Raw genomic sequence first — 13,537 nt, forward strand, 5'->3', positions numbered from 1 at the left:
CGGACGGACGGTCCGGTTGAAACGGGTCAACGGTGTAGCTGTATTTGTTTATTGACCGTGCGGTGCCGATCCGCGAAGTTATTCCTCGTCCGGTTGTGGCTCATCGCCGGGGAAAAAGCCTGCTCGCCATGTGTTTCCCCGCCTGTTTCCTGCGTCGCACTGTTCACTGTTCATCCCTGTTCGCTGGAGTTTTTCGATGCCGTCGCCCAAATCCCTGCCCGCCGCCCTGCTCGGCCTGGCCCTTGCCTGCCCGGCGCTGGCCGAGACCCAAGGTCTGGAACTGGGGCAAGTGCTGATTTCGGCGGATGAGCGCAGCGGCACAGACGCCAGCGTCGAAGAAGCCAAGGCCAGTCTCGAACAGGTGCCCGGTGGCACCAACGTGGTCGACATGCGCCAGCCGTTGCAGGGCCGCGTGGCGAGCAATCAGGATGTGCTGGCCTACCAACCGGGCGTTTATGCACAGTCGGCGGGCAACGAAGGTGTGAAGATTTCCGTGCGTGGTTCGGGCATCAACCGCGCACCGGGCGCGCATGCGTCGGGGCTGTACACGATGCTCGATGGCTTGCCGTTGACCGGTCCCGGCGGCACGCCGTACGAGTTGCTCGAACCGTTGTGGGTCGATCACGTCGAGGTGCTGCGCGGCGCCAACGGTTTCGATCGCGGCGCGCTCGCGCTGGGTGGGGCCATCGATTACCTCAGCCACACCGGCTACACCGCGCCGAAGCTGCAAGTGCGCTATGCGACCGGCAGCCACGGCTATCAGCAGCGCCAGGTCAGTTCCGGGCAAGTGCTCGGCGACTTCGATTATTACGTATCGCTGACCGATGCCAATGCCGACGGCTATCAGGATCACACCGCCAGCGAAAGCAAAGGCGTGATCGCCAACTTCGGTTATCGCTTCAACCCGAATCTGGAAACGCGCTTCTATATCCGCTATCGCGAATCCGACAACGACCTCGCCGGTCGTGTGACCAAGCATTCCATCGAGCATCATCCGCGGGCAGCCAACCCGTCCTACGTGGCGCGGGACGACAGCCGCAAGCAACCGGGCAGCACCTTCATCGGCAACAAGACCACCTTCTACATCGACGACGATTCGAGCATCCAGACCGGCCTCGTCTATCACGACTATCCGATGGACCTGCGCGAAGGCCCGAACCGCTTGAAAGTCGCCTACTCCGACGTCAGCGGCACCTTCGACTACAAGCGCCGCGACACCCTGTTCGGCATGGAAAGCCGCAGCAATGTCGGCCTGCGCGTGACCAAGCACCTGCCCAACGACGGCGCCAGCGAATTTGTCCGGGTGCCGAGCGGCAACACGGCCGGTCATGCGCCGGGCACGCGCATGCGCAACTTCACGTATCAGGGTTCGGACACCGTCCTGCATTTTGGCAACGACCTGGAAATCGCCGACGACCTGTGGCTGACCACCGGCCTCGCCGCCATCTATACACGCCGCGAAAGCGCCGTGACCTACCCGCAAAGCGGCGGCAAAACCAGCCTCAACGATTGGGATTACGCGCCGCGAATCGGCCTGCGCTACCAGATCACCCCGGATGTTCAAGTATTCGGCAACCTCAGCCGCTCGGTCGAGGCGCCGCACCCGTGGTCGCTGATCTACAGCTCCAACGTGCGTTTCCCGGCTGGTAACGGCGCGGCCACCGGCACGCAAAAAGACCCGACCACCCTGCAAAACCAGACCGCCACCACCCTTGAGCTCGGTGGCCGTGGCGACAGCGCTGTCGGCGAATGGAGCCTGGCCTGGTATTACGCACAAGTGCGCCACGAACTGCTTTCGGTACTGCCCGACGCCACTGCCGTCACGCCGTACGAACTCAACGCCAGCCCGACCGTGCATCAAGGCGTCGAAGCCAGCCTCAACAGCAAACTGTGGACGGCGGCGGATGGCCGTCAGTTGAGCCTGCGTCAGGCCTACACCTTCAGCGATTTCCACTATCGTGATGACCAGCGTTTCGGTGACAACCGTCTGCCGGGCTTGCCGATGCACTATTACCAGGGCGAGTTGCGTTACGACTGGCCGCAAGGTTTCTTCGCCGCCGTGAACACTCAACTGGTTTCGAAAGCAGCCGTGGATTACGCCAACAGCTACTACGCTGACCCGTACGCGCTGTTCGGCGCAACGCTGGGCTACAACGCACCGAAGGGTGACTGGCAGGGTTGGGTCGATATGCGCAACCTGACCAACAAGCATTACGCCGCCACCGTCACGCCGGGGTATGACGACAAGGGGCTGGATGCAGCACGGTCGACGCCGGGCGAAGGAATGGGGGTGTATGTCGGGGTTTCGTGGAGTTTGCTCTGACCGATTGCCCTTGGAAGCAAGTACTGCGGGTTGCTCAGTGTCAGTCTCGCCAAGCTGACTATGATTTCACCCGCCTCCGATGATGGATCGTTCGATGAAATCTCGATGTCCTGAATGTGGCTATATTGCGAACAGTATTCCTCCAACCCACAAGTGCCCCGAGTGTGGAAGTTTCTCCCACGACTGGCTGATTTATGACTGGGCCACCTTCGCTTCCATCAAGCGTCGGCATCTCAGCTATAACGTCGCAATTATTTGCCTGGCGCTCGCTGGCCTGCTGACGGCTTTGAGTGTGGGATCATCCTCTGTGCTGCCATGGATGCTCGCCTTGCTGCTCATCCCTGCGATGGTCAGCGGATGGCGTTGCCGCAGGCAGCTGAGAGACCCGTCAAAATACCAGGGACACAAGGCTGGCATTGTGTTTCCCTGGTTTAGCGGTTTCGGGGGATTGTGAAGCACAGACAACGAGATCCGCTTCGCCCTACCCATCAAGGAAGATAACAACATTCGCCAAAGTAGAACGTTGAATAGCAGAGCGGCTGGCCAGAACAAGCCTGCCGCTCTTCCTCCCTGGGCTGAACAACCGCGGCGCGCACCCAGAGCTAAAAAGTGAGGCCCGCAAACACGGGCCTCACTTCGTCAACGGGCTGAATCGCTATGGATTAGAGCCTCACAGCGCTTTTTCCGCATTGTAGCCATCGGCATTTTCAAATACCCCCATGAACCCCGCGACCGTCGACTCGCGTGCCCAGTCGCGCTGAAGCTCGCAGTACAGCTGCACGCGGCTGATCAACCGGGCACCCGCCTGTTCCATGCGCCGTAACGCCGCTTCGTGAGCAACAACCGACGTACCGCCTACGGCATCAATCGGTATGTAGACCTCATATCCCTCCTGAATCGCATCGAGCACCGGAAAAGTCAGGCAGGCTTCGGTCCAGAGCGCGGTCATGATCAGCTTCGGTCGGCCAAGTGCCTTGACGGCTTGCTTGAACTCCGCGTCTTCCCAGCTGTTGATCGAGGTACGGTCATAGGTGGGCAAATGCCCGAGTACCGCTTGCAGTTCCGGTATCGGTGGTTTGTTGCGACCGGTCGCGACGTTCACCGTTGAATGGATGATCGGGAGATTATAGTTGACGGCCGCTTTGGCCACGCTAGTGATATTGAACACCAACTCGTCGCGCGGCATCGAGCGGATCGAGGACACCTGAATCGGCTGGTAATCAATAACGATCAGCGCCGAATTCACTGGCGACAACAGTTGATCGGTCAGAGGGTTGCGGATTGTCTCGCTTGCCATTTGCTGCTCCTGCTTTTAGTTGTCTTGTACGCAGCGCGGACCCGATAGCTCGCTCGAACAGCGGCGAGTGTTTCGTAGCCTGCACTGCATTGAGGGAGACTGCATTTCCCGGCTGCGTACCCGGTTGGGCCGTGTTGCCAGAGAGCAGGATTGTGCTGTTGCTCGACTCAACGCAGTAGTAGCATCCCGAGACTAGCTGTGTTGCAGAATGGGGAACGCTGGTTTTGGATATCGAAGAATTGCAGACCTTTGTAGCAGTCGCTGATGCGGGCGGAATTTCATCGGCGGCAACTCGGCTGGGCGTGTCCAAATCCATCGTCAGCCGCCGGCTCGCGCGGCTTGAGGCGGATCTGGGCATCCAACTGCTCGCACGCACGACTCGCGGCGCGGCGCTGACCGAAGCGGGGATCACGTTCCGCGATCATGCCGCGAGGGTCTGCGCCGAAATGGACATGGCGAAGGAAACACTTCTGCCTGCCGGCCCGCTGCGCGGCCGACTGCGGATTGCCGCGCCGCTATCTTTTGGTCCGACGCACTTCGCCCCGATGCTGGCAGAGATGGCGCGCCGTCATCCGTTACTGCAGATGCAGACTTGCTACAGCGATCGCTTCGTTGATCTGATCGGTGAAGGTTATGACTGTGCGATACGCGTAGGATATCTACCGGACTCGAATCTGATTGCGCGTGGCATCGGCCCGATCTTCACCAAACTCGTCGCCAGCCCCGGTTACATCAAAGTCCATGGCGAACCGGCATGTCCACACGACCTGCAGGCTCATGAGGCGTTGATGCAGGGCACCGAAACCTGGCAATTCATGGACGGCGGCAACGTGGTGACGGTTCGTCCGCAAGGACGTTTCAAGGCTGACAACGGCACGGCGTTGGTTGCCGCTGCAACGGCCGGATTGGGCATTGCCTATTTGCCGGACTGTCTTACCTATGAACAGGTGAAGTCAGGCGCACTGGTGCCGATCATGACTCACTACCCCCCGCCGCAGGCAGGCGCCTATGTCGTGCGCCCCCCGGGACCACATCCGGCGCGCAAGATCCAGGCCCTCACCGAACTGTTGATCGAGTCGTTCGGACAGTCACCTCATTTCGCCAAGCCTGTATCCGTGTGAACGGCTTCGCAATAAAACGCTATTCCAAAAACAGCACAGCCGCCGCTTCCCGCATGAAAATCTCAACGGTCTTTGGCCCGACCCCATCGAATTCGCAAAGGCGTTTTTCAAACGCCCTGCGATCAGCACTCGCGGCCACGATGTTGCTCACCTTGCCGGCGTATTCGCTATTGAGTTTGTTTGCCAACGCGAGCAATCGCGCAGCCGTGCTCTCGTCGTAACGCACGTACCGAGCTTGCCCGAGAAGCCCGACCAACTGGCGGTGGCTGCACTGTGCGAGTTTCTGCGGTGTATCGTTGCGATGCTGCACGACGATGATCTGGTACGCCTGCGCAGCAATCGCGCCCTGGATTCTTTTGCCCATCAAAAAACTGGCAACCAGCCATTTGAACAGCCCCGCTTCGTTGGCACCTTGAAGGTCGATCTGCAAGTCGCTTGCGCTGATGTTTTTACTCACCGGTCTGGTCTCAATGATGACACTCGCCCCCGGCATGGCTGCCGGGTATCAGCTGGATTTCAGCCTCGCCTTGTCAGTTCCGATAGGCCCAGGCAAGTGAAGGTTCGAAAAAACATCACGCTTCGAACATGTCGCAAGATGTATTCAACGAGGTCTGCTTCGGCCGTTAAATTGAATCTCAACCCAGCCCATGCGGTCAGCTTGTGGAGAAGACCAGACGAATGCCACGGGAAGAACCAATGAGCCTCGCAGCCTATGAATGCGCAGATACCCGGTCAAAAACCGCCTGAGATCAAGGCGCAAGAGACCGCAGACGCTGCCCCGATCAAGGCTGTCAGCGCTGTCGCGGCCTTGCGCCTCACAGTGGCGTTCATGTTGACGGTGATTCTGGCGTTTCTCAGCGTGGAAGGGTGGCGGACCTGGCGTGACTACCACTCAGCATTCAATTCGGCGCGCAATTCCGTCACCAACCTTGCCAGGGCGACGGCGCAACATGCCGAGGATGCCATTCGGCAAGTGGACGTGCTCACAGCGGCTCTGGGCGAGCGGGTAGAAGGTGATGGGCTGCGAAACATTGATGTGAATCGCATCCACAAATTGCTCGTCCAGCAATCCAGACTGATGCCGCAATTGCATGGCCTGTTCATTTATGGCCCGGACGGGCAATGGATCGTCACCGACAAGGAAGTGATTCCGGAACCCGCGAACAACGCCGACCGCGATTACTTCCAATATCACCGCACGCATACCGATCGCAATGTGCGGATCGGCAAGGTGGTGAAAAGCAAATCCACCGACGACCTCATCATCCCAATATCGCGCCGTCTGAATAACCCGGATGGTTCCTTTGCAGGCGTGCTCCTTGGGACCATCAAAGTCAGCTATTTCGTGGATTATTACGGTGATTTCAAAATCGACGACCGAGGCGCACTGGTTCTGGCACTGCGCGATGGAACAATCCTGGTCCGTCGCCCGTTTATCAAGTCCGTTATCGGTCAGAGCCTGGCGAGCAGTGAAATATTCACCCGTTATCTGCCCGTCTCCAGCGACGGCATTGCAGAAGTCAAAGCCGTCGTGGACGGCACCGAGCGCCTGTATGGTTATCGGGCCTTGACCACTTACCCCTTGGTGGTCGAAACCGGGCTGTCCCGTGAATCGATCATCGCGCCGTGGCGCTGGGACCTTTACAAGACCGGGTTTGTGCTGTCCTCGGTGATCTGCGCGTTTACGGCGTTCGGTCTGATTGTCCTGAATCAGCTTCGCCAGCGCATGGCCATCGAAAGAGAGCTACGTCTTGCCCACCAGACCATGCGCGATATGGCCTTGACTGACAGCCTCACCGGCCTGGCGAACCGGCGTCGGCTGGACACTGCACTGGCTGACGAGATTCGCTTGGCCAAGCGGCAGAACTCGTCGCTGTCATTGATCATGATCGATGTCGACTACTTCAAACGCTACAACGATACCTACGGGCATGCCGCCGGTGATGAATGTCTGAGCATGGTCGCCAGCGCAATCTCCCAAGCGCTGAAGCGCCCCGGGGACCTTGCCGTCCGGTACGGCGGTGAAGAGTTTTCGGTGCTGCTGCCCAACACCGACCTCCACGGGGCGCAACTGGTCGCCCAGCAAATTATCGAGACCATTCGAGCGCTGGCAATAGAGCACGCCAATCATCCGCTGGGTCACGTCACTGCCAGCGCCGGCATCGCGGCGTCCAGGCCCGCTGAACATGAGGTGAGCGCCGCTATGCTGATCAATGCCGCCGACAAGATGCTCTATGCAGCGAAGCAGCAAGGTCGCGATCGCTACTGCAGTGCCGCGCAGCCAGCATGATCGCTAATGCTCGTCATAATGCGGTCACTGCGCTTTGCTAGCCTCTGGCGCACGTATCACTTGCCCAAGGCGTGCAATTTCAAATGCAATGGAACGAGCCCCCACTTCGCCAGAAAATTATCCTGCGCTCCGACAACATGCGCTCCGATGACTTCGGCGCCCTCTTCTCGCAATTCTTCGGCAACCGCTACGCCGACACCCCGCCGATTCCCACGAACATCGTCATCAGTGGCGTCTACGGTCGACACGAAGGCGTGAGCTTTCGGCGCATGCATTATCGCGGCGACTTCAGCGTGGCCTTCCCTGACCCGCAGGACGAGATCACCTTCGTCATCCCCACCGCCGGCAAGATACTGTTCAATCACGCCGGGGAATCCATCGGCGCTTGCCACACCGGGTTGGCGATCGACAAGGCGGACATCCGCTCGATGCGCTTCTGCGACGATCACGCGCATCACGGCATGTCGATCAATCGTCATCAGCTCACTGAGCGTTTATCGGCCTTGCTGGATAAACCGATCGTGCAGAAGATCGTGTTTCAGCCCAGCGTGGATTTGCAGTCGCCAGCCTTTCAGGGCCTCAAGGCGCTGATCGATCTGGCCACCGGAAGCGAGTTCGACACGTTGCTCAATGGCGGAACCTTGATGCCCTCGCGCCTGCGCGAAATGTTGATCGATGCGGTGCTGGAGGCGTGGCCGCATAACTTCTCCGAGGCACTGCGTCGGCCGGCACCGCTGGTAGCGCCCAAGCATGTGAAATTGGCCGTGGAGTTTATTCAAACGTATCCGGAGCAACCGGTCAGCGGCGTGGAGTTGGCGCGAATGAGCCATGTCAGCCAGCGTGCCTTGCAGGAGGGCTTTCGTCGCTTTGTCGGCACGTCGATCGTCGCGTATCAGCGCCAGGTGCGTTTGCAGCGTGCTTATGAAGCGTTGGCGCAGCGGCATTCGGCGTCGGTCACGCAGGTGGCGCTGCGCTTTGGCTTTAGCAATGTCGGGCGGTTCTGTCAGTATTTCCAGAGTGCGTTCGGGGTGAGCCCGGCGCAGTTGAAATCCAGGCTTTGAAGCTTGCGTATCACCGAGCCTGCCCATGCACGTCATCCGCCTCCAGCGTGATTTGATGGAACAGCCACACCCTCATAACGACTAACCCTGACAGGCCACTCGATTGCAGCACCGGATCGCGTGGCGTCTACCTGGCTGCGGTGGCTGCTGCGGATGCGCCGGCGCAGGCTTCGATAGGGGGTTTCGATGACTGAGGATTTCACTGGATTTTTTACTGATCACGCGATTTTAGGCATTTCGCTGGGGAACTGGATTCTGGCGTTTTGCGCAACGTTGCTGAGCTATTTTCTGGCGCGGACGGCGATCCGCTTCGTGTTCCGCAAGGTGCAGGCGCGAGCCGCAGCCGGTAACAGACATTTGAGTTACATGGCCAGCGAAGTGCTGTCGGCGACCAGCACCACGTTGTTGCTGCTGGCGTCGATTCTCATCGGGATTGGCTTGCTCGATCTGCCCGAGCGTTGGCTCAATCGGGTCAGCAGCCTGTGGTTTGTCGTGGCAGCGCTGCAGGTCGGTCTGTGGGTCAATCGCGCATTGGCGCTGGCGTTGCATCGCTATTTTTCACGCCACAGCACCACTGGCACGTTTCAGGGCAGTGCTCTGGCGACGCTGAGCCTGTGGGGCGTCAAGGTGTTGTTGTGGGCGGTGATTCTGCTGGCCATGTTGTCGAACCTCGGCGTCAACATCACCGCGTTCGTCGCCAGCCTCGGCGTCGGCGGTATCGCCGTGGCGCTGGCGGTGCAGAACATTCTTGGCGATGTGTTCGCCTCGCTGTCGATTGCCGTCGACAAGCCGTTTGAAGTGGGCGACTTCATCGTCGTCGGCACGCTGGCCGGTACGGTTGAACATGTCGGTTTGAAAACCACGCGCATTCGCAGCCTCGGCGGCGAGCAGATCGTCATGGCCAACGCCGACATGATCGGCAGCACCATCCAGAACTACAAACGGCTGCAGGAGCGGCGGATCGTTTTCGAGTTTCGCCTGACCTATGAATGCTCGACCGAGCAGATCAAAGCGATCACCCGCCGCGTCGAAACCATCATCAGGAATGAAAAACAGGCGCGCTTCGATCGCTGCCATTTCCGCAGTTTTGGCGAAAGCGCACTGGAATTCGAGACGGTGTATATCGTCCTTGATGCCAGCTACAACGTGTACATGGATGTGCAGCAGCGGATCAATCTGCAGATCATGGAGGCGGTGGCCGAGGTCGATGCGGCGTTTGCCTTCCCGTCGCGGACGGTGCACATCGCGTCATTGCCCGAGGCGGCAGCATTGCCGCCGAGAGCGCAGCATGTGTCGCGCACGGAACACGCCTGAGCGCTTTGAACAACCGGCCGCCAGCAGCACTGGCGGCCGGTTGTTCGTTCAGAACGCGTAGCTGGCCTTGAGCCCGCCGTTGAAGCCGTGGCTGTCACCGCCACCGCTGGCGCCGACTTCAGCGCCCAGGCTCAGGGCGCCGAGATTGGCCATCAGGTTGACGCCGCCGCTGAACTGATCGCGGCTGTCGAAAGCCGCGCGCTGCTCAACGTCGAGGCCGAGCAAGTGGCCCTGGCTGTCGACCTGGTTATCGCCCAAGGTGCGTTCGTAGCCAACCTGCACGCCCGGCACCAGTTGCCAGGCGCCCATGGCCAGCGGAGCGAAGGCGACGTTGAGGTTGGCAACAGCGCTGCGGCGCGTGGCGCTGTTGTCGTCGACGTCCAGCGCCAGTTCGCTGCCCTTCTCTTTGAAACCGTTGAGGTCGAGGTGGCTGATGCGCAAGCCGAGGCTCGGCTCGAAGGTCATGCCGTCAACCGGGGCGCGGTAACCCAGCGCCAACGTGGCCCCGGTGAGGTTGCCATGGGTGTCGCCTTTCGCCGTGCCGAGGCCACCGCCGAGTTCGCGTTTGCTGGTGTAATCGACGTAACCGGCGCTGGCGTTGGCGTCAACGAACAGGCCGCGGTCCAGGCTGCTGAAACCGTAGCGCGCGCCGACATTGAGGAAGGTCAAGTCCGTATCCGCCTCCCCGCCCGCCCCGCCGACGCTGCCATTGCTGTAGCCGAATCCGCCGCGCGCACTGAACTGTTCGCTGAAGCGTTGAGTGATGCCGACCATCAGGCCCTGGCTGTGTTCGTTACTGCTGTCGGCATGGGCCGAGCCATCGGTGCCGAGGTAGCCAGCCAGCGCGGTACTCCAGAGGCGGTACTGCCCGACCTTGAGGTCGCTGCCGCTGGCGAACGGTGCCGCGGCTTGCTCGATCATCGCGTTCTGGCGCAGCAGGTAGCTCGCCGCGTCGGCATGCACCTGGCCGCCAACATGGCTTTCAACCCCGCCGAGGGTGCCGGCATCGATCGCCGATTGCAGATAGTAGTTGTAGGCGCTGTAAGTCCCGGACAACTGAGTGTTCTGCAACTGCCGCAGCAACTCGGCACCGGCCGCAGCGTTGCCGATCAGCCCGGCCTGCCCCGGCAGACTGTTGTATTCGAACAGTTTGCCGCGCAACACATAAATGGTTTCCTGCGACAGACCGAGCCCCTGTTTGAGGTAATTGTCCATACTGCCGTACTCGGCGGCGACCTGATCGAGACCGGCCTGCAAATAACTGGCCTGGACGCCGAGCAACGGCTCGTAGACCGCGGCCATGCTCGGCGGCAAGGCTTTCAGCGTCGCCGCCACACGGGCGGCGGTGTAGTCGTTGGTCGCCAGATAGTTGGCCATGATGGTCGCCTCATCGACCCCGGCAATGCTCTGCAACACCGCCGCAGTCCAGCCGGTGCGGTCCTTGCCGGCGGTGCAGTGAAACAGCTGCGCCGCATCGACACTGGCAAGAGCGTTGAACAACTGGCCGAACTGACCGCGCATACCCGCGTCGCTGACGAAAGCGCGGTTGGTCTGCTCCATCATGGCGATGGCGTCGGCGGCACTTTTGAACGAGATGTTGGTGATATCTGCCCCGGACGTGGTGCTGCCGATGATGTCGATGTTCTGCCAGCTGGCTCCCGCGATCATCGTGTCAGGCGTGGCGGCGATTTCGCTGGGCGTGCGCAGGTCATAAATCGCCCCGATACCCAGCCCGTTGAGCGTCGCCAGATCTGCAGCCGACGGCGTCAGCGCATTGGAGCGGTAAAACACGCCGCTGCGCAGGGTGCCATCGTGGGCGGTGGAGTAAGCCGTGGTAGTACCGGCAACGTCCCGAAAGTTATCGATGCCTTGCAGGCGCGGCGTGTCGAGTGCAATGGACTCGGCAGCGTGAGCGGCGGCGATGGACAGGCTTAGAACGGACAGTGAACACAAAAGACGTTGGAACACAGTGCAGCCTCATGGAACTAGCGTTGGGCTGGTCACTATGGGCACGTGAGTGAAACGAAATATGACAGTTGCGGGTGGACAGGAAATGCCTGCGCGAATGGTCCGTGGAATGCGTGAATGGTCTGGTTTCCAACATTCCGGATCTGTCAGCGATCAAATTGGCCCAGATGTGCATTGCACGTCAGACTGCTGTCGCTGCAGGCCAACTCCCACGGTTAAAACGCGAACAACCTGTGAGCGTCAGCCTGCTGGCGATGGCGGTGGATCCGGCGATGCAAGCGTTGTCGGAGCTGGAACAGTGACTTGCAGGCAATCACCCACACGGACCGGGGCCCGACCACGAGGCCGAGGGCGTTGTCTCCCGAGCAAAGGGCTGGCGAGGCGTTGTTCACGCCAAACACTACTCTGACCCTATGCGGCTGCGCCGTTATTGCGGCTTGGGATGTTCTTGCGAAACCGCGTTCGTCGCGTCGACATCCGCCATGTCTTCATCAACCGGTGCTTCGTCATCAGCCGGCAACGGCACCTCGGGATTTTTGCGCGGGGAGTCGTGCCCGGCCTCGTTGTCCGTCGTGCGTGTTGCGCCTTGCTGCGACTGATTGCCCGGTGGGCTTTCGTCAATGTCCATGTCTGTTCTCCGTGGTAATTCACAGTGGGTCAAAACTGAGAAAAGCGCTTGGCGGGCAAGTGCCCAATGCTGGACGAACGGTGCTTCGCTCGGTCGGTTGCCGTCCGCTCAGTTCGATGGAACCGCGGTTTTTCCTGGGTTTTCCAATGCACACCCCACCACGGAGAATCCGCCCATGGACACTCTGGTCTCGATCCTCAAGGAACACGCCGAACCGCTGCCGGATATTGGCAGCGACGCCTTTGCCGACCTCTTCGACCGCTACGCCGATGCCCAGGTGGTGCTGATCGGTGAAGCCAGCCACGGCACCCATGAATTCTACGAAGCACGCGCGGCGATCACCCGGCATCTGATTGCCCATCATGGTTTCACCATTGTCGCGGTCGAGGCTGACTGGCCGGACGCCGATCAGATTGATCGCTGCGTGCGCGGCCGGAGCAAAGGGGCGTGGCACGATGCGGCGTTTGCGCGCTTCCCGACGTGGATGTGGCGCAACACCGACGTGCAGGCGTTTACCCGCTGGTTGCAGCAATACAACCAGGCTCAGCCGGCAGAGCAACGCGTGGAGTTCCGCGGACTCGACGTGTACAGCCTGCGCAGTTCAATTCGCGAGGTGCTGGGCTATCTGCAAGACACCGACCCGGCCATGGCCCGTGAAGCACAACAGCGCTACGCCTGCCTCAATCCCTGGCACGATGACCCGGCGCTCTACGGGCATTTCACTGAAGTCGGCGGCATGGCCACTTGCGAACGTGCCGTGCTCGAACAACTTCAGGCCCTGTTGAGCGAACGCCTGAGCCTGATGGAAAACGACGGCGAAGCGCTGTTCAACGCCACCCAGAACGCCCGCGTCGTGCGCGCCGCCGAACAATATTATCGAGCGATGTATCGCGGCAGCCGCGAATCGTGGAACCTGCGCGACCGGCACATGTTCGACACCTTGCAAGCGTTGCGCACGCGCCAAGCGCATGAGGCGAAAGTGATCGTCTGGGCGCACAACTCGCACATCGGCGACGCCCGCGCCACGCAAATGGGCGACAGCGGCCAACTGACCCTCGGCCAGCTGTGCCGGCAAGCCTTCGGCGCAGATGCGGTGCTGATCGGCATGGGCACCGATCAGGGCAGCGTGGCAGCTGCCGACGACTGGGATGCGCCGATGCAGATCAAAAACGTCCGCCCCGCCCTGCCGCGCAGTTGGGAGCGCGCCTGTGTCGAAGCCGCTTGCCCGATGGCGTTATATGACTGGCGCGCGACGGATCGCGCCGAGTTGCGCGAAGCCCTCACGCGGCGCCTGCTCGAACGCGCGATCGGGGTGATCTACCGCCCGCAGACCGAACGCCAAAGCCATTACTTCGACGCCACCCTCAGCGAGCAATTCGATGCGTATTTGTGGTTCGCGCAGACTACGGCGATTACACCGCTGTCGAGCCCGGAGTCATCGAGTCATGAAGAGGACACGTTTCCGTTTGGGGTGTGAACGGTATCGGTAGAACAATGTAAAAAGCGAGTGGCTTGCCAGAGAGTCGTTTGTACGA

12 protein-coding genes are annotated in these 13,537 nt (G+C 60.5%); 8 read left to right on the forward strand and 4 right to left on the reverse strand.

From position 1 onward, the window contains the following. Window positions 1-196: 196 nt before the first annotated feature. Window positions 197-2,323 (forward strand): TonB-dependent receptor family protein, encoded by a 2,127-nt coding sequence (locus ACGSLL_RS25110; RefSeq protein WP_394507006.1) that lies wholly within the window; start codon window positions 197-199, stop codon window positions 2,321-2,323. Between the two features lie 94 nt (window positions 2,324-2,417). Continuing rightward, complete coding sequence (locus tag ACGSLL_RS25115; RefSeq protein ID WP_394507005.1) at window positions 2,418-2,777, forward strand: hypothetical protein; 360 nt, start codon at window positions 2,418-2,420, stop codon at window positions 2,775-2,777. Between the two features lie 216 nt (window positions 2,778-2,993). Here the strand turns inward: ACGSLL_RS25115 and ACGSLL_RS25120 are convergent, their stop codons facing one another. Continuing rightward, entirely contained in the window at window positions 2,994-3,620 is a 627-nt protein-coding gene (locus ACGSLL_RS25120) for a hydrolase (protein WP_258449469.1), read from the reverse strand. 224 nt (window positions 3,621-3,844) lie between these two features. On the opposite strand from ACGSLL_RS25120, the gene ACGSLL_RS25125 reads away from it, so the two are divergent. Beyond that, a complete protein-coding gene (locus tag ACGSLL_RS25125; protein WP_394507004.1) occupies window positions 3,845-4,741 on the forward strand; it encodes a LysR family transcriptional regulator in 897 nt (298 codons plus the stop codon). A 19-nt stretch (window positions 4,742-4,760) separates the two neighbouring features. Here ACGSLL_RS25125 and ACGSLL_RS25130 read toward each other — a convergent pair whose 3' ends face one another. Next, the gene (locus ACGSLL_RS25130; protein ID WP_394507136.1) at window positions 4,761-5,198 is read right to left on the reverse strand and encodes an HhH-GDP family DNA glycosylase; all 438 of its coding nucleotides are present in this window, start codon (window positions 5,196-5,198) and stop codon (window positions 4,761-4,763) included. A gap of 255 nt (window positions 5,199-5,453) precedes the next feature. Here ACGSLL_RS25130 and ACGSLL_RS25135 point away from each other — a divergent pair, with 255 nt between their 5' ends. The 3 genes from ACGSLL_RS25135 (at window position 5,454) to ACGSLL_RS25145 (ending at window position 9,406) form a co-directional block, all read left to right on the forward strand. Continuing rightward, window positions 5,454-7,031 carry a sensor domain-containing diguanylate cyclase gene (locus tag ACGSLL_RS25135; protein WP_394507003.1) on the forward strand — a complete coding sequence of 526 codons (1,578 nt, stop codon included), beginning with the start codon at window positions 5,454-5,456 and terminating at the stop codon, window positions 7,029-7,031. 83 nt (window positions 7,032-7,114) lie between these two features. Next, window positions 7,115-8,092 (forward strand): AraC family transcriptional regulator, encoded by a 978-nt coding sequence (locus ACGSLL_RS25140; protein ID WP_394507002.1) that lies wholly within the window; start codon window positions 7,115-7,117, stop codon window positions 8,090-8,092. A 186-nt stretch (window positions 8,093-8,278) separates the two neighbouring features. Further along, on the forward strand, window positions 8,279-9,406 hold the full coding sequence (locus ACGSLL_RS25145) for a mechanosensitive ion channel family protein (RefSeq protein WP_394507001.1): 1,128 nt from the start codon (window positions 8,279-8,281) through the stop codon (window positions 9,404-9,406). 48 nt (window positions 9,407-9,454) lie between these two features. Here ACGSLL_RS25145 and ACGSLL_RS25150 read toward each other — a convergent pair whose 3' ends face one another. Then, window positions 9,455-11,374, reverse strand: a complete 1,920-nt coding sequence (locus ACGSLL_RS25150; protein ID WP_394507000.1) for a tyrosine-protein phosphatase — start codon at window positions 11,372-11,374, stop codon at window positions 9,455-9,457. Window positions 11,375-11,478: 104 nt separating this feature from the next. On the opposite strand from ACGSLL_RS25150, the gene ACGSLL_RS25155 reads away from it, so the two are divergent. Then, window positions 11,479-11,676, forward strand: coding sequence for a hypothetical protein (locus tag ACGSLL_RS25155; RefSeq protein WP_394506999.1), 198 nt, complete (start codon window positions 11,479-11,481; stop codon window positions 11,674-11,676). 125 nt (window positions 11,677-11,801) lie between these two features. Here ACGSLL_RS25155 and ACGSLL_RS25160 read toward each other — a convergent pair whose 3' ends face one another. Further along, window positions 11,802-12,002, reverse strand: coding sequence for a hypothetical protein (locus ACGSLL_RS25160; protein ID WP_394506998.1), 201 nt, complete (start codon window positions 12,000-12,002; stop codon window positions 11,802-11,804). Between the two features lie 175 nt (window positions 12,003-12,177). On the opposite strand from ACGSLL_RS25160, the gene ACGSLL_RS25165 reads away from it, so the two are divergent. After that, window positions 12,178-13,479, forward strand: a complete 1,302-nt coding sequence (locus ACGSLL_RS25165) for an erythromycin esterase family protein (RefSeq protein ID WP_394506997.1) — start codon at window positions 12,178-12,180, stop codon at window positions 13,477-13,479. Window positions 13,480-13,537: the final 58 nt, after the last annotated feature.

Origin of the sequence: Pseudomonas retamae, from assembly GCF_043496865.1 — a bacterium.
Lineage (GTDB): Bacteria > Pseudomonadota > Gammaproteobacteria > Pseudomonadales > Pseudomonadaceae > Aquipseudomonas > Aquipseudomonas retamae.